This window comes from Paenibacillus sp. FSL H3-0329 (assembly GCF_037963285.1).
GTDB classification, from domain to species: Bacteria; Bacillota; Bacilli; order Paenibacillales; family Paenibacillaceae; genus Paenibacillus_AQ; species Paenibacillus_AQ odorifer.
This window is the reverse complement of sequence record NZ_CP150150.1, coordinates 3970403-3994931: the sequence shown is the minus strand read 5'-3', so window position 1 is coordinate 3994931 and position 24529 is coordinate 3970403. Positions and strand designations below refer to the sequence as shown.

General features: G+C 43.7%; 24 protein-coding genes. 19 read left to right on the top strand and 5 right to left on the bottom strand.

The features are described from left to right. Genes NSQ66_RS17560 through NSQ66_RS17545 form a run of 4 tightly spaced genes read left to right on the top strand, consistent with a single transcriptional unit; the run spans window position 1 to window position 3710 of the window. Entirely contained in the window at window positions 1-627 is a 627-nt protein-coding gene (locus tag NSQ66_RS17560; RefSeq protein WP_063829847.1) for a sugar transferase, read from the top strand. After that, a complete protein-coding gene (locus NSQ66_RS17555) occupies window positions 624-1421 on the top strand; it encodes a GNAT family N-acetyltransferase (RefSeq protein ID WP_051491570.1) in 798 nt (265 codons plus the stop codon). Before NSQ66_RS17560 ends, NSQ66_RS17555 begins: the two co-directional genes overlap by 4 nt. Further along, window positions 1414-2547 carry a GNAT family N-acetyltransferase gene (locus tag NSQ66_RS17550; RefSeq protein WP_036688237.1) on the top strand — a complete coding sequence of 378 codons (1134 nt, stop codon included), beginning with the start codon at window positions 1414-1416 and terminating at the stop codon, window positions 2545-2547. The genes NSQ66_RS17555 and NSQ66_RS17550 overlap by 8 nt, the downstream gene beginning before the upstream one ends. Continuing rightward, on the top strand, window positions 2544-3710 hold the full coding sequence (locus NSQ66_RS17545) for a DegT/DnrJ/EryC1/StrS family aminotransferase (RefSeq protein ID WP_036688235.1): 1167 nt from the start codon (window positions 2544-2546) through the stop codon (window positions 3708-3710). The genes NSQ66_RS17550 and NSQ66_RS17545 overlap by 4 nt, the downstream gene beginning before the upstream one ends. A gap of 6 nt (window positions 3711-3716) precedes the next feature. Here the strand turns inward: NSQ66_RS17545 and NSQ66_RS17540 are convergent, their stop codons facing one another. Then, window positions 3717-5363 (bottom strand): glycosyl hydrolase family 28-related protein, encoded by a 1647-nt coding sequence (locus NSQ66_RS17540; RefSeq protein ID WP_036688232.1) that lies wholly within the window; start codon window positions 5361-5363, stop codon window positions 3717-3719. A gap of 101 nt (window positions 5364-5464) precedes the next feature. Here NSQ66_RS17540 and NSQ66_RS17535 point away from each other — a divergent pair, with 101 nt between their 5' ends. From NSQ66_RS17535 to NSQ66_RS17510, 6 genes are all read left to right on the top strand, one after another. Beyond that, window positions 5465-6409 (top strand): NAD-dependent epimerase/dehydratase family protein, encoded by a 945-nt coding sequence (locus NSQ66_RS17535; protein WP_036688229.1) that lies wholly within the window; start codon window positions 5465-5467, stop codon window positions 6407-6409. 27 nt (window positions 6410-6436) lie between these two features. After that, window positions 6437-7555, top strand: coding sequence for an acyltransferase family protein (locus NSQ66_RS17530; RefSeq protein ID WP_076141898.1), 1119 nt, complete (start codon window positions 6437-6439; stop codon window positions 7553-7555). 944 nt (window positions 7556-8499) lie between these two features. Further along, complete coding sequence (locus tag NSQ66_RS17525) at window positions 8500-9555, top strand: LLM class flavin-dependent oxidoreductase (RefSeq protein WP_038571758.1); 1056 nt, start codon at window positions 8500-8502, stop codon at window positions 9553-9555. 82 nt (window positions 9556-9637) lie between these two features. Continuing rightward, window positions 9638-10321: a Crp/Fnr family transcriptional regulator gene (locus NSQ66_RS17520; RefSeq protein ID WP_038571755.1), complete on the top strand. Its 684-nt coding sequence runs from the start codon at window positions 9638-9640 to the stop codon at window positions 10319-10321. A gap of 108 nt (window positions 10322-10429) precedes the next feature. Next, a complete protein-coding gene (locus NSQ66_RS17515; protein WP_038571752.1) occupies window positions 10430-11242 on the top strand; it encodes a DNA alkylation repair protein in 813 nt (270 codons plus the stop codon). A 233-nt stretch (window positions 11243-11475) separates the two neighbouring features. Next, entirely contained in the window at window positions 11476-13026 is a 1551-nt protein-coding gene (locus NSQ66_RS17510; protein WP_051491568.1) for an acetamidase/formamidase family protein, read from the top strand. 78 nt (window positions 13027-13104) lie between these two features. Here the strand turns inward: NSQ66_RS17510 and NSQ66_RS17505 are convergent, their stop codons facing one another. Beyond that, window positions 13105-13551 carry an Lrp/AsnC family transcriptional regulator gene (locus NSQ66_RS17505; protein ID WP_038571749.1) on the bottom strand — a complete coding sequence of 149 codons (447 nt, stop codon included), beginning with the start codon at window positions 13549-13551 and terminating at the stop codon, window positions 13105-13107. A 569-nt stretch (window positions 13552-14120) separates the two neighbouring features. Between NSQ66_RS17505 and tyrS the strand changes: the two genes are divergently transcribed. The 3 genes from tyrS to NSQ66_RS17490 all read left to right on the top strand — a co-directional run bounded on the left by tyrS (window position 14121) and on the right by NSQ66_RS17490 (window position 17341). Next, entirely contained in the window at window positions 14121-15380 is a 1260-nt protein-coding gene (tyrS, locus tag NSQ66_RS17500; protein ID WP_036688216.1) for a tyrosine--tRNA ligase, read from the top strand. A 205-nt stretch (window positions 15381-15585) separates the two neighbouring features. Next, entirely contained in the window at window positions 15586-15873 is a 288-nt protein-coding gene (locus NSQ66_RS17495) for a hypothetical protein (RefSeq protein ID WP_036688213.1), read from the top strand. Between the two features lie 223 nt (window positions 15874-16096). Beyond that, window positions 16097-17341 carry an anaerobic sulfatase maturase gene (locus tag NSQ66_RS17490; protein WP_038571746.1) on the top strand — a complete coding sequence of 415 codons (1245 nt, stop codon included), beginning with the start codon at window positions 16097-16099 and terminating at the stop codon, window positions 17339-17341. 63 nt (window positions 17342-17404) lie between these two features. On the opposite strand, the gene NSQ66_RS17485 is transcribed toward NSQ66_RS17490, so the two are convergent. Next, window positions 17405-18604: an ROK family protein gene (locus NSQ66_RS17485; protein WP_036688209.1), complete on the bottom strand. Its 1200-nt coding sequence runs from the start codon at window positions 18602-18604 to the stop codon at window positions 17405-17407. A 186-nt stretch (window positions 18605-18790) separates the two neighbouring features. On the opposite strand from NSQ66_RS17485, the gene NSQ66_RS17480 reads away from it, so the two are divergent. The 4 genes from NSQ66_RS17480 to NSQ66_RS17465 are packed head-to-tail and all read left to right on the top strand — an operon-like array spanning window position 18791 to window position 20607. Continuing rightward, window positions 18791-19453, top strand: coding sequence for a chromate transporter (locus NSQ66_RS17480; protein ID WP_256717124.1), 663 nt, complete (start codon window positions 18791-18793; stop codon window positions 19451-19453). A gap of 11 nt (window positions 19454-19464) precedes the next feature. Beyond that, a complete protein-coding gene (locus NSQ66_RS17475) occupies window positions 19465-19998 on the top strand; it encodes a chromate transporter (RefSeq protein WP_076141899.1) in 534 nt (177 codons plus the stop codon). Window positions 19999-20033: 35 nt separating this feature from the next. Further along, window positions 20034-20198 carry a hypothetical protein gene (locus NSQ66_RS17470; RefSeq protein ID WP_170914271.1) on the top strand — a complete coding sequence of 55 codons (165 nt, stop codon included), beginning with the start codon at window positions 20034-20036 and terminating at the stop codon, window positions 20196-20198. 19 nt (window positions 20199-20217) lie between these two features. Then, window positions 20218-20607, top strand: coding sequence for a hypothetical protein (locus NSQ66_RS17465; RefSeq protein ID WP_076141900.1), 390 nt, complete (start codon window positions 20218-20220; stop codon window positions 20605-20607). An 84-nt stretch (window positions 20608-20691) separates the two neighbouring features. On the opposite strand, the gene NSQ66_RS17460 is transcribed toward NSQ66_RS17465, so the two are convergent. Both NSQ66_RS17460 and NSQ66_RS17455 read right to left on the bottom strand, forming a co-directional pair. Then, on the bottom strand, window positions 20692-21717 hold the full coding sequence (locus NSQ66_RS17460) for a serine hydrolase (protein WP_076141901.1): 1026 nt from the start codon (window positions 21715-21717) through the stop codon (window positions 20692-20694). Window positions 21718-21730: 13 nt separating this feature from the next. After that, complete coding sequence (locus NSQ66_RS17455) at window positions 21731-22561, bottom strand: MerR family transcriptional regulator (protein WP_076141902.1); 831 nt, start codon at window positions 22559-22561, stop codon at window positions 21731-21733. A gap of 146 nt (window positions 22562-22707) precedes the next feature. On the opposite strand from NSQ66_RS17455, the gene NSQ66_RS17450 reads away from it, so the two are divergent. Further along, entirely contained in the window at window positions 22708-23259 is a 552-nt protein-coding gene (locus NSQ66_RS17450; RefSeq protein ID WP_076141903.1) for a sigma-70 family RNA polymerase sigma factor, read from the top strand. Then, on the top strand, window positions 23256-24422 hold the full coding sequence (locus NSQ66_RS17445) for a hypothetical protein (protein WP_076129716.1): 1167 nt from the start codon (window positions 23256-23258) through the stop codon (window positions 24420-24422). Before NSQ66_RS17450 ends, NSQ66_RS17445 begins: the two co-directional genes overlap by 4 nt. The last annotated feature ends 107 nt before the right edge of the window (window positions 24423-24529 follow it).

Here is a 24529-nt window from a genome sequence, read left to right as displayed (position 1 = left end):
ATGTATCGCCATATGAAGCGGGGCTTCGATTTGGTGGGAGCGATCTTTATGTTAGGTGTGTTTAGTCCGGTCATGGCTGTAGTGGCGTTGCTGATTCGGATAAAGTTGGGAAGTCCTATTTTGTTCAAGCAGCAGCGGCCGGGCATGGGAGAAAGACCCTTCTACATCTACAAGTTTCGAACCATGGCTGAAATGTATGATGCGCAAGGCCAGCCGTTATCGGATGCTCGGCGTTATATCAAATTCGGCGGATTGATTCGAAAGCTGAGTCTGGATGAGCTGCCGCAATTAGTGAATGTTGTGAAGGGAGAAATGAGCCTGATCGGACCAAGACCTTTGCTCATCCGTTACAGCCCGCATTACTCTGAACGGGAGCGGCTGCGATTCACTGTAAGACCCGGAATCACGGGATTGGCGCAGGTATCTGGACGTAATACTTCGGAATGGAAACAGCGGCTCTCCTATGACGTTACCTATGTTGAGAAGCTGAGCTTTAGATTAGATGCGTTGATCTTATGTAAAACTGTGCTGAAGGTTATCCGCCAAGATGACGTTGTGGCCAATCCGGGTGAGCATAGTCTGCCGCTCGATGAGTACAGAATGAACCAAAAGGAGGGGTCGGCATGAATTTGCGGTTTAGTCCGCTTCAGGAAGATGATATTCACCTTGCATGCCGGCTCTTACAGAGCAACTTGCCAGAGTCGGTCTACAATCAAACCATATTCGCCTGTGGCGGTTATCCCGAATATTTGAAAGCAGCATGTAAATGCGGAAGCCATTCAGCAACACTGCTGATTGGTGCCTATTCTGAAGATCTTCTTATTGGATTCGCTGAATGGAGAAGAATGGAGCAGATGCTGGTTCTGAATAACTTGAATGTGGACGCAGCTTATCGAAAAGACGGCATCGGCGGCAAGCTTATGGCCTACGGGGAGACGTTAGCCCAAAAGGATGGCATTTCGAAGCTGGCACTTGATGTATTTTCGTGGAATGAGCAAGCTCATGCTTGGTATTTGCGGCTTGGTTTTGCAGAGGAAGGCCGGACTTACTGGTATGTAAGAGATTTGGCTCCAGCGATTGATAGGGATAGAGAAGCATTGGCGTACATCATAGATGATTACCCGATGGCAGAAGCACATCATCAAAAGTATGGATTCTCTTCTCTTAAGATTAGAACGAAGGAAGAGACTTCAGTAGTGGGCCGGTTAGGTGAACAGTATTATCGTATCCAGCTGCAAAGTGGAGGGTGGAGTGGCTGCAATCTTTTGACAGACGTATTAATGGATTTAGACCGGGAGAAAAGGCTGCTGTTGCTTTCTTCAGATGCTTATTTGCGTGAGCGAGACCCCGAGCTAATCTTAAGCACTGAAAGTATACGTATGATCAAAATATTGGAGAATCAAGAGGTGTTGTATGAGTAACTTCATCGTGCTAGGCAGCTCTAGTTCAGAGGAATGGGATGCCTATTTGAACCAGTTAGAGACGAAGGATATCTATTTCTCCTCAGCGTTTTTTCGGCTGTTTGAGGACGGAGAGCACCAGCAGGCAGAGCTGTTTGTATTCAAGCAGGGAGACCAGCTCATCATTTATCCTTACTTGCTTCGTTCCATAAGCCATCTTCCTGCTGTAATCCAACTGGGGCTTGAAGGTGATTGGTACGACATTAGTACACCTTATGGATACGGGGGACCGATATCGAATCTCCCTCCAGGAGCCGAACGAAGTGAGCTGTACCGGCAATTCAGTGAAACGTTCACGGATTACTGTAGAGAGAAAAAGATCATGACCGAGTTTGTAAGATTTCATCCCTTGATTGGCAACGCTACGGAATATCAAAGCGGTCTGACCACTGAGTGGAATAGAAATACAATATATATTGATTTGACTGTGGGTTCGGAGGCAGAGCTCATCCGGCATTATGGCAGCAATCATAAACGGAATATTCACAAAATAAAGTCTGCGCCCTTTACAATTCGGAATTCCAATCTGAAAGATCGTATTGAGTCCTTCAGTGAATTGTATTACGGAACACTAAATGATTTACAGGCGGATTCTTTTTATTATTTCCCCAAAAAATTTATAGAAGATACTAGTTATCTACTTGAAGGGAGAGTAGAGCTATTCGAAGCTATGGTTGGGGAGAAAACGGTGGCAACCAGCATCGTGTTACATGAACGACCGTGGATGCATTATCACCTATGTGGTTGGGATCGCGCCTATCTGCAGTGGTCACCTACCAAATTGCTAATTCACGCAGCAGCCAAGTGGGGGATGGAAAATGGCTTTGAACGTTTTCATCTTGGCGGGGGATATAAGGGGAATGACGACTTATTTCAATTCAAGCATAGATTCGCGACACAACTGGAACCCCTTGACTATTACTTAGGTAAACGAATTTTTTTTCCAGAGTTGTATGAGCGGATCATATCCTTTTGTGACACTAGAGTATCAGGAAGTTACTTTCCGCTCTATCGGCATCCAGATCTCGATATGATATGTATTCCATCTGGAGAAATCGGTCCAAATGGAGAAAGGAGCTTCGCATGAGCATTCGTCAAACAAGCATTCTGCCACGAATCTTGTTATCCCCGCCGCATATTAGTGGACGTGAGCAGGTCTACATGGAGGAGGCGATACACTCTGGTTGGATTGCTCCTATTGGTCCGCAAGTCGATGCGTTCGAGCGGGAGATGGCCGCCTACACAGGATCAAAGGGTGCACTAGCGTTAAGCTCTGGCACGGCGGCGATTCATCTCGCACTTCGTCTAGCCGGTGTCACACAAGGAGATTACGTGATCTGTTCAACGCTCACGTTCGTTGCTAGCGCCAATCCTATTTTATATTTGGGGGCCACCCCCGTATTTGTCGATTCAGAGCCTGAGACCTGGAACATGTGTCCGCTAGCTTTTCAGCGGGCCTGCCAAGATTTGAATGACAAAGGACTGCTGCCAAAAGCGGCTGTTGTCGTCAATTTATACGGACAAAGCGCAGATATGGAGCCCATTGTAGAAATAGCTGACCGATATGGAATTACCTTGATTGAAGATGCTGCCGAATCATTAGGTGCTTTCTATCAAGGCAAGGCCAGCGGAACCTGGGGCCAATTCGGAATCTATTCTTTCAACGGAAATAAGATTATTACAACCTCAGGTGGGGGCATGCTCGTATCCGACGATACCGAAGCCTTAAAACAGGCGCGCTTCTGGTCTACGCAAGCCCGAGACACTGCCCCTCATTATCAACATTCCGAAATGGGATACAACTATCGGTTAAGCAACCTGTTGGCAGCTATAGGACGCGGTCAATTAGAACTGCTTGAAGAGCGGGTTGAACGGCGCAGATCTATTGGCCGGCGATATAGGGAACGTTTAGGTTCCATACCGGGTCTTCATTTTATGCCGGAAGCACGCAATTGTCGCAGCACGCACTGGTTGAGTGCGCTGACCATCGATGAAGAAGTGGCGGGGTTCTCTTCACGACAACTTCTGTCATGTCTGGAACAGCACAATATCGAAGCTAGGCCTGTATGGAAACCGCTGCATTTACAACCCTTGTTCGAGAGCAATTACTACTATCCTTACAGTGAGGAATACAGTGTATCAGATAACTTATTTTCAACAGGTGTCTGCCTGCCTTCTGGAAGCTCTTTATCGGATGAGGATTTGGAACGTGTCATTTATGCGATAGAGACATGTAACCAATACCGTTGATTCATCTTATTTAGCCTTCCATCCGCTGGCAGCTGATCCGCTTTCCTTCACATACAAAGTGGCTTGTGCCGTGCCATCCGTTCGCATGGCCAGACTGCCAACTGGGGCGGTTACGACTCCCTCGGGCGAACCCTCCACTATGAACACCGCGGGCAACACTGCCCCGCCAGTGAGGCGAATGGCCCGTTTGAAGTTACCGTAGGTCGAGAACCATTCAGGAAGCGAATAAGGATTATACAAGGTACCTAGTGATGTGCCTTGCATACCGATTAGTGTTTCGAATTCTAGAATTCGCTTTACTTTCACTGCTCGGGTATCGAACACAGCTACATTATTGAGGCGCAGAGACGGTTTAGCTGCACCGTAAGAAGAGACTAGCACTACCTGATTGGTTCCGCTATTGCGGACGATCATATTGTCGACAGTAGCCATGACGTCAGACTCCGTTGTGAATAAATGCAAAGTACTGCCCGTTAAGTCCTGTGCATCCATCGTCCCCACATAAAGATCTCCCCCGTCGATTCGGACACCACTTGCTAAGGTGGAACCCGAGCCGTACATTCCTAACGAACCGATATGCAACCTTGGTTTACCTCCGGCAGCATTAAACGCTGCATAGATCGCAGGGCCTCCGATGCCATCGAACTTGGCGCTAGCGATATCAATAAATTGTGAATAGATCGTCTGTAGACCGAAGTTAGCTTTATGATCGGTGGAGCGGATAGCCAAATGATTGATTTTCAGCGTCAGTCCATAGGACAGTAAGGCTGGACTTACCGATCCGCTTACACGCATATCTAGTGAACCGATGTCGAGTGTCCAGAGTCTAGCGATAGCATCTGTAAGCCCTGCTGATAGATCGTTACCGAAACCAATGGTAGTCAAGGAGTCGAATCGCTGATAAAAGCTGCGCGTTCCTTTAAAGACGTCGGGTTCAAGATCGAGAGAGTTAGCGCCAGTAAAACCCGGTGCGCCACCGCGGCTATTATTCAGGACTGCTCTGTTGACATGAAGCTGGTCTACAAAATGGACCACAAAGTTCTTTCGTCCAGCAGTCTCACAGCGTGCATATCCGATGTGCACATTAACGGAGGGGATTTCTTCTGTCCCCCCAATGAAGATATTATCCCCATAGCAATCGTGAGAGTACACTGACTCTATCGTTATATTTTGCGAAGAAGAAATGAACAAGCCGTGAAGCTGATCGTTGACGGCTGTTTTAACAGTCGATGCACTTCCATCAATTTCAAGGGTTCCCGCGATTGTAATATTTGAGGCATTTAAGATGACTAGAACCCTAGTGTCTGAGGGTGGATTCGGGGCAAGCACAAGTTTGGAGCCGGCTTCAAAGCTTAAATTCGTTTTGGCCGGAATTCGAAGACACCACCAGTCGAGGACGGAGGGGTTACGCATGCGTCCCGAAGATACCTTATATACACCAGGAGGAAAGATTACTACTTTGTTTTTGGCGTTTCCCGCATTGATAGCATTTTGAATCGCTACTGTATCGTCCTTGATACCGTTTCCTACAGCGCCGTACGATCGGACGTTCACATAACCGTTAGTCTCAGGGTCTAATTTAATAGATGTGACCGCACCATCAGAAAGAATGGACGTAGTCACCGAGCTGTCTGGAATAGGGGCAGTAGCCATATACTTCACTCCTTTATACTTTGATTTTGTATTTTATGTGAATTTTTCGGGGAATGCACGGTACAAAGATCACTCTTAGCGGGCGAAAGGAGTTTTTTATTTTGAAGGTATTGGTAACTGGGGGGTTAGGCTTTATTGGGTCCCATGTGGTTGATCGGCTAATAAAAAAGGGCATAGAAACTGTGATTGTAGATAATGTATCCGGAGCCTCCGGTCTGACTTATATGAATCCTGCTGCGGTTTTGTATAAGTACGATATTCGGGATGAGACTTTGCATGAGGTTTTTAGCCTTGAAAAGCCAAACGCAGTCATTCATCTGGCTGCACAGATCGACGTCAGAGAATCACAGCGGAACCCGTTATTTGATGCGAATGTGAATATTGTTGGCACGCTGAATGTACTGCGCATGTGCGAGATCCATCAGGTTCAAAAGCTAGTTTATGCCTCATCGGCAGCGGTTTATGGGAACCCGGAATATTTGAGCATTGATGAGCAGCATCCCTTAAATCCCGAGTCCTGCTATGGTGTATCCAAAAGTGTACCAGAGTCATATATTCGGATGTTTGCCAGCTTACATGGGCTAAAATATACGATACTGCGTCTCGCTAATGTATATGGGCCAAGGCAAAGTTCACATGGGGAAGCTGGCGTTGTTTCCGTTTTTCTGGATCGTATAAAGCAAGGGGAGGATCTCGTTATCTATGGGGACGGTGAGCAGACTAGAGATTTCGTCTATGTGGAGGATGTGGCGCAGGCGTTCGTTGATGCGGTTCAGACCGACGGCAGAGTGAATAATGAGACGATGAATATTAGCTGCGGAATACCAACCTCGATAAATACGATGGTTCGGATATTAGGGGACATCACGGGTCGGGATTTCCTGACAACCTATGCGGATCCTCGTCCGGGGGATATTCTCCATAGCTATTTAAACAATCAAAAAGCCCAGGAATTATTGTCTTGGTTCCCTAACCATAACTTTCATACCGGGCTGGAAAAAACAATTACTGACCGCTTAAGTGTAGGAAGCGCAGTAGATCATTAAAAGCACCCATTGAAAGGGGCACTCCGCATGGAACGCAAAATGAACTCGGAAATGTTCGTTCTTCGTAGTGTAGCCTGCTTAAGTATAGCCCTGCTGCATGCTCTTTATCGGGTTTATGACGATGGAAATACACCTTGGGTAGAATCGGTGGGTTTACTGCTAACGTTTGGCACACCTGTATTCGTATTTATCTCCCAATTCGTGTTGTCATTTGCCTATCCCAATGAAATTCCAGCGAGATTTTGGGAGAAAAGAATCAAGTATATTTTATTGCCTTACTTTTTTTTCGGGACCTTGTATGCAGGACTAAAAGGATTGGAGCTGTCGAGTAGTGACGGCATTCCTTTGCTGCAGGCTTTTTGGTATTACCTCTGGCGTCATTTGCTGATTGGAGATTTCCATGGTTATTTTATACTGATTATCTTTCAGTTTTATGCTTTATTCCTCTGGTTTCAGACGTATGCGAAGCGGCTTAACCCCCGCAATGTTCTAATCGTATCGTTCCTTATTAACGTTATCTATTTGGGTTTCTTCAACTTTACTACGCCCGCAGATACGGCAGCCGCCCATTATTTCTGGGATAAAATGTACTGGATTTTCGCACCTGGTTGGATTTTTTACTTTACAGTAGCCTATTACTTGGGACGAAATGAGCTGTGGTTCCGGGAAAAATTAAAAAAGTTCCGCATAGCCGTATACACGCTCCCGGTTCTGACAGGTGCGCTAGTGCTGTTCGTGAATAGTCAAGGCTGGATAACGGCGCATAGCTCCAAAAGAATTGATATGCTTCTATTCGCCTTAAGCATGATTTTGCTGCTCTTCTCCGTGGCATCGAAAATGAAGAAAGTGCCACGTGTGCTGGAATGGAGCAGCAGATATTCTTTTGGCATATACTTGCTTCATCCTTTGCTATTGGCTATATTCGTTAAGCTTCCAGCTTCATTTGGGTTGCAAAACCTTGGACTATTTAGTGTTCTGCTGCAATTTGTCGGTTGTGTGGTAGGCTCGGCACTTATAATGAATTTAGCGAATCGAATTCCTGGCGGAGCGTTTGTATTCGGTCGGATCGGCGTTGGGATAAACCCAAGCAAACCACCGAAATCGCTGGATAAGCCGATAACTCCGAATATTGGGAATGCAAACTAGCTTGGATTTGACCGGCCGCTAATCGTCTGTGTTTAGGTGATTAGTGGTCTTTTTTGTTTTTGTATTATTGCGATTACTTCGCTATTACATTGCTATTACATCGCTATTACATCGCACTAGCAGCATCCTCTCAATTCTCATTAAAAAAGCAAAATAGTTGTAAGAAGTACAATTAAGCTCTTATGCTCGCAGCTTTGGGGCAGTTTAATTGCATATTTTACAACTATTATTCTAGAATCCCGCCATATTGAGGCAAGTGCTCGTATTTAAGTGTACAGAGTGCAACTAAATCCACAAAGGCTACCCTCAAAGCGTATATAGTTGCACAAAATGCAATTAAACAAACTTCGTCGTTACCACGCCTTAGCTGCACTGTGCGTTGGTGGTAAATGCAATTAAACTAACTTCGTCGTTACCTCACCTTAGTTACACTGTGAATTGGCGGTAGATACAATTAAACAAACTTCGTCGTTACCACGCCTTAGCTGCACTGTGCGTTGGTGGTAAATACAATTAAACAAACTTCGTCGTTACCACGCATTAGCTGCACTCTTGCACATTGGCGGTAAAGTCCCAGTATAATTGTTGTATTATGGTCAGTTCACACGAGGTCTTGTTTGTCGGACCGTATTGCAGCTATTTTCACTTTTTAGTTCATTTTGCGATAGTTTCGGACTGTATTGCGCTTATTTCCATAAAAACACACATTATGGAAGCTACTTTGCACGAATAGCTGCATCTAAGTCCGATAATTTAGCAAAATGAATGAAATTATTAAATTAACGGCTCCTCAGTCCGATCTATAGTGAGGGGGATCTAATTAGATGAACTTCGATTATAGTCGAAGGGACCTGAATTAGTTAGTCTATAATTAGGTAGTCCCTTTATGGTTTTTTACATCCAGAGAATAATGCATCGTGCAGAATATTAGGAGGAAATGAATAGTGGAACTTGGAGTAAGCACATTTGTCGAGACCACACCTGATGTCCAAACGGGTGAGACAATAAGTCATGCAGAACGACTACGTGAAGTAGTGGAGGAAATTGTACTTGCCGAAGAGGTGGGATTAGATGTATACGGAGTAGGTGAGCATCATCGGCATGATTATGCGGCATCTTCACCTGCGGTTGTACTGGCTGCAGCTGCTTCGTTGACTACTAAGATCCGGTTGAGCAGTGCTGTAATGATCCTGTCTTCAGCCGATCCGGTGCGTGTGTTTCAGGACTTTGCAACGCTGGACGGAATTTCGAACGGACGTGCGGAGATTATGATCGGCCGGGGTTCGTTTACAGAGTCTTTTCCTCTATTCGGATATGATCTGAAGGATTATGAAGAACTGTTTAATGAGAAGCTGGAATTGTTATTAGCCATCCAAAAGTCAGAAAAAGTGACCTGGAAAGGCAAACACCGAGCAGCTATAGAAAATTTGGGGATTTATCCGCGTCCGGTTCAAGATCCTTTACCGATTTGGATCGGGAGTGCAGGAAGTCCAGAGTCTGCGATCCGCACAGGATCACTAGGTTTGCCTTTTGTTTTAGCGATTATAGGGAATGTTCTACCGCTGGATTATGCGTCACATGTACAGCTTTACAAAAAAGCAGCAGCTGAAGCCGGGCATGATATTTCAAAATTTCCAATCGCTTCGCATTCACACGGGTTTATAGCGGAGACTAATCAGTTAGCGCTGGAGAAATTTTTCCCTTCAACGCATGCCCGGACCAATGTGCGGGCGAAGGAAAAAGGAACACCTCCGTACCATCGTGCAGATTATGATGCAGCGTGCAGCTTAGATGGCGCCCTTTACGTAGGTGATCCAGAAACTGTTGCTAATAAAATCATTCATCTGCGCAAGCATGTGGGAATTACGCGATTCTTTTTACATGTGCCGCACGGCACGATGCCGCATGAGGATGTTATGCAGGCGATTAGACTGCTGGGCACCGAAGTGGCCCCACGTGTTCGGGAAGAAGTAGCGCGCTGGGAAGCAAGTAATCGGTAATTTAGTAAGCTGCGTCCTTAGGACGTGGCTTTTTTTGTAAGGTATACTGAAGAAATGAATAACGTTTTATACAGGAGGGGCAATGGATAAAATTCATTATTTATCTCAATTCAATTTGCTTCAATCGTTAGGACTGGAAGATCTAATTGAAATGGAAGAATTAACGCGAATAACAGTAGTCCCCAAAAATACATATATCCAAACACCGTCAACCTTTTCTGAAGGACTGTTTTTTGTGAAAAAAGGGAAGGTTCGTTTATACCAATTAAATGCAAACGGTAAGCAATTTACATCGGATATCCTTAATGAAGGCAATGTTTTTGGTGAAATGGGTGTGATTTCTTTTGGAACGAAGGAACATTATATTGAAACGATTGAGGAAAGCCATATCTGCACAATTGATCCTGGAAGGTTTGAAGAATTCATCTCTCACCGGCCTAGGTTTATGATGTCATTATTGCAAGTATTGAGCGACCGCATAAAAAGTATGAGTCAGTTAACTCAAAATCTAGCCATTGGAAATCTGCATGATAAAATATTGTGTGTTCTTTTAAAGCTGGCGGATCAGCATGGGGTTGAGCATAAGGATAATTGTTACAAAATTAATGTTCCTCTATCGCATCAAGAAATCGCTAATTTAATTGGAGCCAGCAGAGAAGCTGTAACAGTGGCATTACAAGAATTGGTGAAAGCGGAAGTTATTCGGACAGGGTTCAGAACTATCTATATCCAGCGAGACAAGATTTTGGAAAGAAATATAACATAGCTATCGAGTTGTAAACGAGATTACAGCTTCATTTTTAGAAACAACGGTATCCTAGCTATGACATGAAGGTGATTTAAGCTTTCAAATCATAGTGAAGGGACGATTTCCATGGAACGCAGGAAGGGCGCTCGGAAGGTTACTGAAATTCCCGTTGAGATTGTAGAACTGCTGAATAAAGGATATTTACAGAGCGTGAATTTAACGGAATGGCTTGCTGTGGATCATCTTATATTGCTGGAAAATGTACTGAATGAGCTAGGTTTTGAACAGGAAGCTAAACCAATTTTACAAAGGCTGAATGCGTTATCGGAAAAGAAAATCATGAAGCTCATCCCGGTGATTTCACGTGAGTGGCAGCTTCTATTTGACTGTAAATCAGAGCTGGAACGTTCCCGACTATTTGCTGTGTTAGCTCATCATAACTCCGATAGTGTTCGCTGCTGGGCTGCTTATATCGTGGGGCAGAATCATCAATGGAGTCTAGTTCAAAAACTAACAGCAATCCGTCCTTTTGCAGCGGATGGTCATTTTGGGGTGCGTGAGATTTCTTGGATGGCTTTGAGGGAATCAGTCATTGCCGAGCTGGAAGCGTCCATTGAATCGTTAAAGGCTTGGGTTCATGACCAGGACGCGAATATTAGGAGATTTGCGGTCGAATTGACGCGCCCACATGGGGTATGGGCAAAGCATATTACAGCGCTCAAAGAAAATCCAGCGATTGCCCTACCGCTATTAGAACCGCTTAACTCTGATCCGGCAAAATACGTTCAGGATTCTGTAAGCAATTGGTTAAATGATGCTAGCAAAATCAATCCGGCATGGGTACAGCAAATTTGTGATGAATGGTTGAACCTATCAGGTACCAAGGAAACAAAGCGGATTGTAACCCGGGCTACAAGAAGTATTACTGATCAAAAATAAAATTAGTGCATCACTTTAGACTGGATAATCAAACGTCAAACACTATGGGCTAATAAGTGTTGGCGTTTTTTTATTATGGAGTTAACTTGGATAATTCAAGAGAAAGACTACTTCCTATTTATTATTTAAACCAAACTTCGTGAAAATATTTATATTGTTAATCCTCAGGTCATCTGTTATACTCAGAAACACCGAATGTTACAAAAACTAACACTAATTGGGAGGATTTTCGTATGAAAAAACAAATAATTCGTAATGTAGGCGTCACGTTATCCATGTTTTTAGTGGTGAATTCGTTATCCAGTGTCATGTATGCTAACACAACGAATGATGCGTATAAGCCAAAAACCCATGTTCTGAAGGCGAATTCGGAGACTGTTCGATGGGGGAATATTGGTAAGGGAGATCCAGCTCTGACTGTACATTCGGGAGACATCGTAACGGTTGAGGCTATTACACATCACTCTGGTGATGATTACGAGCGGATGATTAAAGGAGATGCGGGAGTGGAGGATATTTTCCACTGGATTGAAGGGGAGAAGAACGAAGCGCTCCGCGGGCCAGGCGTACATATTATGACGGGTCCCATCGCAGTAGAAGGTGCTGAACCAGGGGATGTGCTGGAAGTGAAGATTCTGGACATGAAGCTGAGACCTAATGGAAATGAACAATACGCTGGAAAAACATATGGCGTGAATGCCGCGGCGAACTGGGGTTATCTATACGGAGATATGGTGGAGGAGCCGAAAAAGCGTGAGGTAGTAACCATCTATGAGATGGATACGGAGGGTGGAACAGATTATGCAACAGCTGTATATAACTACAAATGGTCTGTGCAAACCGATCCGGATGGTCAAGTGCACCCGACAATTGACTACCCGGGTGTTATCGTTGACCATAAAACGATTGATAAGAATTTCGGTGTGCTAAAAGGTGTGAAAATTCCGGTGCGTCTCCACTTTGGTACAATGGGTGTGGCGCCGAAAGAAGCGGATGTTGTTGACTCCGTTCCACCTTCTTACAACGGCGGTAACGTAGATGATTGGCGGATTACCGAAGGTGCAACGATGTATTATCCTGTATCCGTAGCTGGTGCACTACTGTCGATCGGTGACCCGCATGCCGGTCAAGGCGATTCGGAGATTAACGGTACTGCGATTGAGACATCGGTCACTGGGGATATACAAGTTATTCTTCATAAAAAAACATCGCTTAACAACAAGCTGAAAGGTTTAAACTTCCCATTACTTGAAAATGAGAACGAGTGGGTCGTGCATGGATTCAGCTACGCTAATTATTTGGAGGAGCTGGGGGCTAGTGCTCAGACGGATATCTTTAAAAACTCATCCATCGACAAAGCAATGAAGGATGCCGCTCATAAAACAAAAGATTTTTTAATGGCTGGAATGGAATTGAGCGAAGATGAAGCATACTCTCTGATGTCGGTGTCAGCTGATTTTGGAATTACACAAGTGGTGGATGGAAACTGGGGCGTTCACGCCTTAATTGATAAAGGTCAATTCGGCGATTCCGAGCGCAAGCCCGTGGTTTTACGGAGCAGCTTTGAGAACTTTGGAGCAAAGGTTGGCTGGCAGCCAGCCACTAAGACAGTTACGCTGAGCTACAATGGCAATGTACTGGAGATGAAGGTTGGAGCGACAACGGGAATTTACAACGGAGAGACAGTGAAGCTTGTAGCCCCATTAAGTGTTGTGAATGAGAAGGTTGTGGTCAGCGAATATTTCGTGAACTTTTATAAAGCTAAGCTGGCTAAGACAGAGTAGGACGAAATAGCAATTATTTGATAATTCTAATAAAAATCCAGATGAGAAAAGAACCGTCTTTATAGGCGGTTCTTTTTCTTATATATTTAAGCCGTCTTGATTTTTGTGGCGTTTCAATAAAATTTGGTTTTCTACACGTACCAGTCCATCCAGACAATAGATTGATTCATGCATAAACCGTTCCATCTCTTCAAGATTCTCAACTAAGATGTGAATATGCAGAATACAAGGTCCTGTCATTTCGTATAATACAGCTACACGTTCGTTTTCTTTTAATACGTCGACGATATGATTCAAATGAGCAGGTTCTACTTCAAGTTCCAGGTAGGCGGAGATTTTCTTTCCTAGCTTTTCAGCACTGATGACAATCGAGAACTGTTCAATAATCCCTTGATTGACTAGCCGATCAATACGGTCTTTCACCGCGACACTTGATAAACTGACTTCTTTAGCTAGATCAGTATAGGAAATTCTGCTGTTTTGGGCCAGCCGCATCAAAATATGGTTATCGATAGGATCTAGCATGCGGATTCGTTCACCTCTTTTTTCGTAATTGTATCAGAAAAAAAGTGGAAATGCCTAGTAGCGCTTTACAGTAGAAGTGTGTGACGGCATTCTCTGCTGAAGATAGTTGACATAAAAGAATTATTTCACTATACTGGCTGTAATCTTATATACGATATACGTTGAAGGAGCCCAGTAGTAACTTAGTCCCTGTTCCAGAAAGCCGGGGGTTGATGAAACCCGGTACACACTAAGCTTGCGAATTACACTTTGGAGTATCTCGGGTAACACCGAGCGGAATGGCGAACGATATCTCGTCAAGAGTGGTATCAATGGTATGCTTGAGCATAAGCGTTTCATGGGTGCAATCTGGGTGGTAACACGGTTATTCAATCGTCCCTATGTCTACAATAGACAAGGGGACGATTTTTTTGTTTTTAAATATAAGGATTTATAGGGTTCACTTCATCAATGATCCTTATATTTCTCGCTGAAACGGTACCGTCCTAATCAGGAGGGCAAAGCCGTTTCCGCTTGGCGGACTGATGTTTCATTATAGGATAACTACTAATTTTGAGGGGTGTAAGGCAATGAATATTATCGACGAACTAGAATGGCGCGATGCCATCAATCAACAAACAGATGCCGAAGGGCTTAGAGAACTGACCAATCAAAAATCGGTATCCCTGTACTGCGGTGTAGATCCAACTGGTGACAGTATGCATATTGGCCACTTGATTCCATTCATGGTGCTCAAAAGATTCCAGCTGGCAGGACATCGTCCGGTTATTCTAATTGGTGGGGCTACGGGAACGATCGGTGATCCAAGTGGACGTCAATCCGAGCGCTCTTTGCAAACGCTGGAGCAAGTCCAAGCCAACGTTGATGCACTTACAGCACAAATGAAAAAATTGTTCGTGACTGATGGCGACAATCAAATCCGCATGGTGAACAACTACGATTGGACGCATAAAATCAATGTTATCGAATTTTTGCGTGACTATGGTAAAAACTTCAGCATCAATTCGATGCTTGCCAAGGATGTTGTAGCAAGCAGATTGGACAGCGGAATTTCCTTTACGGAATTCTCTTACCAAATCCTGCAATCCCTGGACTACCTGCACCTGTTCCAGCATGAAGATGTGCAGCTGCAAATCGGTGGTTCTGACCAATGGGGGAACATCACAAGTGGCTTAGATCTGATTCGTAAAAAAGAAGGTTCTGAAGCGGTGGCATTCGGACTTACCATCCCGCTTATGCTGAAAGCCGATGGTACAAAATTCGGTAAAACAGCTGGCGGAGCCATTTGGTTGGATCCGAACAAAACGACAGCTTTTGAATTCTACCAGTTCTGGGCAAATACAGATGACCGTGATGTTGTGAAATACCTGAAGTACTTTACATTCCTCTCTAAAGAGCAAATTGATGCACTAGCAGAAAAGGTGCAAACCGAACCGCATAAACGTGAAGCGCAAATAACACTGGCTGAAGAAATGACCAGATTCGTGCATGGTGAGGAATTGCTGGAGCAGGCTAAACGCATTACTGCCGCTCTGTTCAGTGGAGATATTAAATCTCTGACCGCTGACGAGATCGAGCAAGGCTTCAAGGAAATGCCGACCTACGAAACGACATTGGAGTCCAAAAATATCGTGGAGTGGCTGGTAGATCTAGGAATTGAGCCATCCAAACGTCAAGCGCGTGAAGACATCACCAAAGGCGCAATTTCCATGAACGGTGAAAAAGTTAGCGATGTAGCATTTGAAGTTACAGCCAGCGAAGCCATCGGCGGACGTTTTATCATTATCCGTAAGGGTAAGAAAAACTACAGCCTGGTGAAATTGTCCTAATAATAAGAAGCCTTCCTTATGAATAAGGAAGGTTTTTTGTTGTATTTTAAGTATAGAGGGAGACTATTTGCATATTAAGTGAAATTTGAAAGGTGAAATCGTCAAAATTATGGTAAGCTTAGGATTCGTGTGATTTATGGATTAACATGATATTCTACAACTATAACAGAAAATTAGGAGTGGTAATTTGAGAAGACAAAAACCAATGACCATGGAAGAATTAATGAATGAGTTACAAGGACAGAAAACGTATCAAGAAGATCCCAATCACATCTCTTTCGAGAAATTGTTTAATGAAGCGTTTATGAGTAAGTATTCCAATTACAAAAGTTTCGATGAGTTTGTAACCAAAGGGAACTTTCAAGTAAAGACAGAAGAAGATGTTGCTGACATACCTGATGAACTGTTTGATCGTCATGTTGTTAGGGAGACGAAGTTTGCGGATTGGAAATCCATGTTGGAAACAGCAAATAGAGAATACGTCCGTAATTAATAAGACTAGTCTCTAACTACCGTTAGTTAGACTCATCCACAAAGAAACTGCACACCCTTATTGCTTTGTTCCAACGGACAATGGGGAGTGCAGCTTTTTTATGCCCAGTTATTCGACCAGCTATGATGTTTTACTCATCGTTGACTTGCAGATCTATGATTTAATTGAACAAATAGGAATTAGGTTCTACAAAGATAGTATTACATAGGAGGGGCAGAATCGTATGACTGCATGTATACAAACCTCTAAGCAGGAGACCCTTCATGTCATGTGGAAAACCGTCTCAGAGGATTGTAATCTAGCCTGTGATTATTGCTATTACAGTACAGCCGGGGGACATCCTCAGCAACCGATCCGGGTGATGGATACGGAGCTTCTGGAGCGGTTTATCGCTCAGTACATGAAAAGATCATCAGGGATAGCGACTTTCTCTTGGCAGGGTGGGGAGCCATTATTGGCCGGACTTTCGTATTTTGAACAAGTGATTTCATTTCAAGCTAAGTACGCTCCGCCTCATACGATGATCAGTAATGCACTGCAGACCAATGGAACGCTTATCCATGAGAAATGGGCGAAATTTTTTAAACGGTATAACTTTTTGGTTGGGATTAGTCTGGATGGCCCAGAGCCTATTCATGATGCTCATCGTGTAACGGGTTCGGGGAAAGGCAGTTATAGTCTAGTTATGCGTGGGATTCGTCATTTACAGAATGAGGGTGTGGAGTATAGTATTCTGACGGTGATTCATGAAGATAACGTGACGAAACCAGAGGAGTTGATGGCATTTTATCTAGAACATACCTTTCCGAATATTCAGTTTATCCCCTGCATGGATTTTGTTTCTCAGAAAAGTGATGTAGCGGGACGTTTCCGAATTACACCTGAACAATACGGAGTCTTTTTATGCCGTACATTTGACCTTTGGTACAACGGTGGGTATCCAGAGCTTCCTATTCGTATTTTTGAGAATATGCTTCTTGTATTCATGCATCGTGAGGCAGAGTTATGCGTTCACAACTCATGTTGCCCGAAGATGATGGTGCTTGAAACGAACGGGGATGCCTACCCTTGCGATTTCTTTATTGATGAAGAGCATAGGTTAGGAAATATCGGCCAAACTGACCTGAAAGCGCTGCTAACCAGCCCAGTATATGATGATTTTTTGTTAATGAAGCCCAATATGAATGAATCATGCTATAAGTGTGAGTACCTTAGCTTTTGCAATGGGGGATGTCCGCGCAACCGGAATTGGCTTGATGTTAATGATCGGACTGAGGTTGATTATTTCTGCCATAGTTACAAAATGTTCTACTCACACGCCTATGAACGCATGTTATTACTGGCGAACCGACTTAGATCGGAGCGGATGCTGGAGTACAGGAAAAGTGCAAAACCACTTCCAGGTCGAAATGATCCATGTCTCTGCGGAAGCGGGAAGAAATTCAAAAATTGCTGTCAGGCATTATAGCTTTGACTAGATAAGGTTGTCCCAACAGTCATGCAAAGGATTGGGAACAACCTTTTTGTTATGCTATAGAACCATATGATTTCTCGCCATTATTGCCGCACCAGTCACCACAGCTTCTTCTTTTAATATACCTAGGGAGAAGTGAGGTTGGTATTCAGGATAACGGTAAGTGTTTCTCTGTGCCACCTCCACCGCTGTTTGGAAAAACAACTCGTGAGAGTGAATGAGCGCACCGCCTAGAATGATGGTCTCTGGATGAAACAGGTTGATAACGTTAGCGAGCCCGATCCCGAAATGGCTGGCAGCTTGGGTAAATAATTCACGCGCATGTGGATTACCGTCTCTAAAGGCTTGTACCAATACATCATAAGTCAGCTTCTCAGGCGCCACTTTATATCTTTGGAGGATCAGATCGTTGTCCATTTTCGCCTCCGAGCGTGCACTTTGTTCTATGGCCTGCACAGATACAAATGCTTCCAGAGCCCCGTAGTTCCCGTCATGATTTAATCGGGGTCCATCTGTCTGGATGATCATTTGACCAATGGCATCTTCCATATCCATTGTGCCATGAACAATACTTCCATGCGACATCATCGCATAGCGGAGTCCTGCTCCAGCATGTACATAAAGCATATGCTGAATGTTTGCGTGACGGATAGACCATCGTTCCCCAAGCAATGCGGAATTGGCACCGTTGTCCAACCAAGCTTTGAACCCCGTCCGTTCCTCCACCAATTTGCAAATCGGAAGATTGTTCCAGCCCGAAGAAGGGAAGTGCAGCGGCTTTAGGATCAAGCCATGTTCCCGATCAAGTGGCCCCACAGCCCCTATTCCTATCCCGATGATTTGACTGTCCACTAACTGATGGTCCCGAAGGAAAGCGCGTATTTGATTACTGATATGATCTATAAATCTTTCAGGTGTGAATGCCTGATCCATTCGCCAGTGAACAATTGATTTTGGGTTCATTTGCATATCAAATAAACCAAGAGAAGAATACACCCTGGAAATCTCTAAACCGATTATATAACCGTAGAAAGGATTGATCTGGTATAAAATAGGTCTTCTGCCGCCGCTAGATTCTCCAAATCCGCTTTCTATCAGCAAGCTTTCTTCGGTCATCTCATCCAATATCCGCGTCATTGTGCTTTTGGTAAGTGAAAATGTCTGTAGAAGATCTAACTTGGAAACAGTGCCTTGTTCGGCGATTCGGTCGTATAGGAGTTTTTTTGGTGATGGAATTTGTGTCGAGCGCTTTTCCACGATATACCTCCAAGCTATATATAGGATGAACTTGTAAGATCGTTTTTTATATAGTTTGTATTTATTAACATGAATATAGTATAACTCATAAACCCTTGGTTGTATTTTACCGTTCAAAAAACTTAATTCCATTTTGGGAAAAAGTGATATAATGAAATTACGACAGATTATAAAAGGGTGGATTCCATGAGAACAACTATGAAAACAAATATGATACCGAATACAGACCTGAGGATAAGTCTACTGTTTCAGTTGTTTTGGGTATTTGTTCGAATTGGTCCAGTAACCTTCGGGGGAGGTTATGCGATGATCCCTATGATCGAACGGGAAATTTCCGCTAAACGAAAATGGCTGGGTGAAGAAGAGATGGATGAAATTCTATCTTTAGCTGGTGCTGCACCTGGTGGTGTAGGTGTAAATGCAGCGGCATTCATTGGTTATCGTCTTGCTGGTGTGACGGGGGCGATTGCTGCAATCGCAGGGATAACGATTCCGACCTTTATCATTGTTTGTTTGCTTAGCGCCGTGTACTCCCAACTGGCCGACCAACCAAAAGTCATTGCCGCTATGAAAGGGATTAATGGTGCAGTTATTGCTTTGATCCTAGTAGCTGCATATCGAATGGCCAAGAACGCTATAATTGACAAGACTACCGCAGTTACGGCGTTAGTTATACCGGTTGTTTTACTGGTTTTCGGAATTAATCCCATTTACGTGATTGCAGTTGGTTTATGTATTGGGTTTGTATATCTGCAAATTAAACAGCTCTTAGGGCTCCAAGTTCGAACGGAGAAGGAGTCCTTGAAAGCTTCTGATGAAGAATCGAATTATCCGGAGTATTACATCTAGGGGGAAGCGATGTGATTTGGAATTTATTTTTCACTTTTATAAAAATAGGTCTTCTGTCTTTTGGAGGAGGGTACGCCATCATTCCGATGATTCAGCATGAAGCCATGGCTGGGGGTTGGTTATCCGAAGGGGAATTTCAAGAGGTAGTTTCCATCGCAGGGATGTCACCTGGTCCTGTTGCGACGAACAGTGCAACCTTAATCGGATATCGTATAGCCGGAATGGAAGGAGCGATTGTGTCAACATTAGGCATGGTTCTGCCCTCATTTTTAATCATCATTGTTATTTCTGTCTTCTTTTATCGGGTGAGGGATAGTCAATGGATTAAAACGTTATTTTATGGTTTGCGGCCAGTGATTACAGGCTTGATTGCCTATGCTGTGATTCGTTTTGGCTTAAATAGCGTGGAACATGCTTTTATTACTTGGCAGACCCTTGGCATGTTGATCATTGTATTCGCTGCACTTTATGGTTTAATGAAATATAAGCTGCATCCGCTCACCATTATCGTTGCTTCTGGCATTCTTGGGGTAGCTTTTTTTTAGACAGAGCCGGGACGATCCCAGATTGGAGGTAAATCATGTCAGAGAATATACGGGCTTGTTGTTCAGCTAGTCGAAATCAAGTCGCGAAACAAGAATCTATTGATGTTTGTAAGGAGAACACAACGGTTCAAGGAGTAACAGGGGTGAAAGATTTCTCGGATACTTTACTCTACCAGAAGAGTTGGCTGAGGCTAGAATAGCTATAGAGGAGGATTTTAAATGAGCTATGATTTGATGGCATTCGAGACGTCTAAAGCACCGCAAGAGAGAGCAGCGTTTATGGAGTGGTATGAACAGCAAGTGCAGTGGTCGGAAGACCATGCCTATAATGATCCATCAGTTTTATCGGAGGCGTTGCAACGCTTTTATAGTGAGTTGTCTGAGCAATTTCCTAATATGAATGTAGAGGACGAGATTTTTGAGGCGATGGAGGAAGCCGGAACGGATAACCGGTTGACTGACTACTCACTTGGCTCATCCGTCATCTATGCAGCTTTCGCTTATTCTGTAGCTGAGGAAGCTTATATGGCGATGCGGGAGTTGGCTATAAAATACAAAGTAGGATTTTTTGATGTAAGCAGCAACGAAGGCGATATTATTTTTCCATGAAGCAAAATGATTTAGAGTGTAGACAGCTGGTTGCTCTACTAGTTGTTAATAAAGTAGTGGCAACCAGCATGTTTTCTATCTTCTTTACTCTACAACAGACGGAATAATACAATCCTTAATCAGAGGCCACCGGTCACGAGGCTGAAGTGTGAATTCTGAGGCGATAGCTACGACAAGTTTTTTTTCTGGAATGCAGCAAATGACATTACCACCATCACCTAACGCTGAGTAGGTGTAAACCCCGTCTTCTTCGCGTAGCCACCACAAGTAACCGTAATGATTAGGGTTCATCGCTGTTGATTCCTCAATCCATGTCTCCGAAATGATCTGATTATTCTCCCATTGTCCACGGTTCAAATATAATAAACCAAAACGCGCCATATCGCGTGGAGACAACGTAAGTCCCCAACCTCCTGTGGTGATACGATTGGGGTCTTCCACCCACCCCTTCACATTAACCCCAAACAAATCATCGAACCCAAATGAGCTCATCTCATAATCCGGGATTTCATTCATTCCGATAGGTTTAAATAAACGTTCGTTGGCGAACTCACGGGCACTTTGTCCAGTGCTGCGCGTGATGATGGCAGAAAGCAGATGTGCTCCAGCGGTAGAATATTTGTAATCCCCAATTGTTCCTTGTTGGCCTAGCATATCCAGCGTATATTTTACCCAGTCAGGCTGCATACACATTTGCTCCAGCGGTTCGTGCCAATCTGCAAAAGCATAAGGTGCGGTCATCGTCAGGAGATGGCGTAAGGTGATTTCTTGTTTTTGCGGATCTTGAGCAGCGTTTGGAACATAGTCCGGGAAAAACTCCAGTACCTTTTGATCTGCATTGTTAATAAAGCCAGCCTCTAAGGCAATGCCTATGAGCGCGGATATGATACTTTTTGTTACAGAGGCCACATGATGTGTGTCATTCGGGCTAGCGCCATTATAATATTTTTCATAAGCGATAGTTCCACTTCTTACCACAACAATCCCATTGATATTGCTATACTCGGATTTGATCTTCGATTCTAGTTCTGAAAGCATATCAGCATCCATTCCTAAGTTTGCGGGGGCTGAGATTTGCCAATCTGAAGTTGGATAATTGTTTTTGAGCATGAAAGTTACTCCTTTATGAATTTTTTTTCTTTACTGGAAAATAGACCTCGGTAACCAGATCCTCAGGCACAGCAACCTGTGTCGGGTCCGTTAAGTAGATTTCATAAGGTGAGTTCACCCATTCATAACCTTCATTTTCTATCCATTCTCTCAGCTGAGCATAGACCGAGGTCAATTCTGAATAGGTGCCTTTAAGAACAGATCTCGCACAAAGAGCATCAGGCAAATCTCTTGTACCTTTTACACCCTCTTTTATGGGGAGAGCAAACTCTGTATCATTTCCGGCTGGATTATATTCATGGCTGTGATATATCGTTATTGGCGTACCGAGCAAAGTGAGTTTTTCCGTGGCGATTTTTTCATATAGCCTGCTAAAATAATGTCCATAACCTAGCGCATAGTCATCACTGCTCAACATCTGACGCATAAAAAGAATATTCATAGGCTGAGTTTCAACAAGCTCTACTTTTATCTCATTCAGGTAGGACATCATGGGAATACCTTTCTCCAAATTTAAAACATCACTATTGATTTGTTGTAAGGTGTATTCATAAGCGCTTATTTTCTCCTGTATTTCTTTTTTCTTGAGATTAAGGGCTGAGTAGAGCTTCTCTTCTGAATGATTCTGTTCCCATTGTAAAATGTCTTTGATTTCTTCCAGCGAGAAACAATAACCTTTCAGACGATTGATAAAAAGCATTTTTTTAAGTTGTTTAATGGAGTAATACCTATAACCGTTCTCAGGGTTAATCTCATCGGGATGAATTAATCCGATCTCATCATAATATCGAAGCGTCTTCGTAGAAACTTCGCATATCTTCGAGAATTCTCCAATCGACAGCAAAAAGTCATCTCCTTTTTTCGTTTTAATTAAGCTTCCAAGCCAAAACATCGATGTTTGGTTCTAGCTCTACTTAACACCTTACCCTAAGGTCAAAGTCAACAGCAAAATAGTGAACCGATTCTAAGGTTACGACAATATATAGGTGAATGGCCATTCAGAAAGGAGTAGCCTACTTGGAAATTGAAGAGTTGAGTGACCTAATAAAATTACATGGCAAAGCAATTTACGCATTTTGTTTTACGCTTGCGGGGAATAGGGTGGATACGGACGATCTCTATCAGGAGACTTTTTTAAAAGCTATGGAAATGCGGCATAAAATGGACCTGAACCAAAATCCGAAAGCGTTCCTTATCTCGATTGCTATCTCATTACGCAAAAACAAACGCAGAAAATGGGCATGGCGGCAAAGAATTGCACCTACAGCAGATTATAATGAAGCGGTCGATCTGGCGTGTACTTTCGATGGAGAGGTTATGCCAGAGGATGCATTGCTGTCCCAGGAGCTTCGGCACATGATTCATGCTGCCGCAGACCGGCTGAATGAGAAACTGAAAATACCGCTCTATCTGTACTATACCGCAGAAATGACCGTTGATGAGATTGCTTCAGCGCTAAGGATTCCACCGGGCACAGTTAAAAGCAGACTTTTCCAAGCCCGCAAGGCGATGAAAAAGATTTTGGAGGTTGAATCCCAATGAATGACTCCGAAAAGTTGGATCAACTGCTAAAGCAAGCGCTAGCTTCTACAGCAGAGCCGACAGAGGAATTAAACGAAAGAATCATCCAACAGTTTAAGGAGACTAAACCAATGAAACCAGCCTATAAAAAAAGAGTTTCGATTGGACTAATGGTTGCTATATTCACGCTTGTAATGTCTTTAACGGCTTATGCAGCTACACAGCTATTTAGCCCCAAGCAGGTTGCTGAGCATCTGGGCCAGCAACTGCTGGCAAAAGCATTCGAAAGCAGGGATGCTGTTGAAATCAACCAATCGGTTATATCTGGTGATTATAACGTGACGTTGAATGGAATAGTCTCGGGGGAAGGTCTTTCAGAACTGAGTAAGTCTGATCAGAATATTAACCCAAACAGATCCTATGCCGTTGTATCCATCGCCAGAATAGACGGTGGCCCCATGCCTGCTACAAGTGAACCGGAGTATGGCCAGGATCCATTCTTTGTGTCACCGCTTATAAAGGGACTAAAACCATGGCAGGTTAATATCACAACAATGAATGGTGGCTATAGCGAGGCTGTTATAGATGGAATTATGTACCGGCTGATTGAATGTGATGGAGTGGAGATGTTCGCTGACCGAGGGGTATATCTAGCTGTCAGTAATGGTAGTTCTTTTTTCAGCAAAGATGCGTTTGCTTATAATGAAAGTACGGGGGAAATTAGCGCTAATAACGATTACAAGGGAACCGCTATTCTATTTGAACTTCCGCTGGACCCAACCAAAGCTGACCCTGTCAAAGCTGAGAGCTATTTACAGGAGCTGTTGAAAGAACCCTCTGCCGACAGCAAAGTTGATTCAGCGGTTTCAACAGATGCAGCTGCCTCTATTGATGATGATGAGAAGGAACTAATTAAAAAAATAGAGGATATGAAGAAAAAAATCTCCACCGGCACGATTATCCCTGAATCTGTAAAGGAAGTGCGTGTTGATGAACAAGGGGCTTTCAATTATGAATACGATAACTGGAGTGTCAAGCTTTTTGTCCAAAATATGTTTGAGGAAGGGCAAATCGGTTACTCGGATTCCGTAAGCTTCAGTGCGGACGATAAAGAAACTAGGGCACTTCAATTTTCCAGAGATGAAAAGGGTGTAATCACGGGCAGGATTATTATTTTGAATTAGAGTATCATTCAGATAACTTTTCACAAGACTTATCTATATTCGTTTTATTTATCGTCCATGACCTTCAGATCAATTCTTTGAACGGTCAGTAAAGAATTTAACGAAGA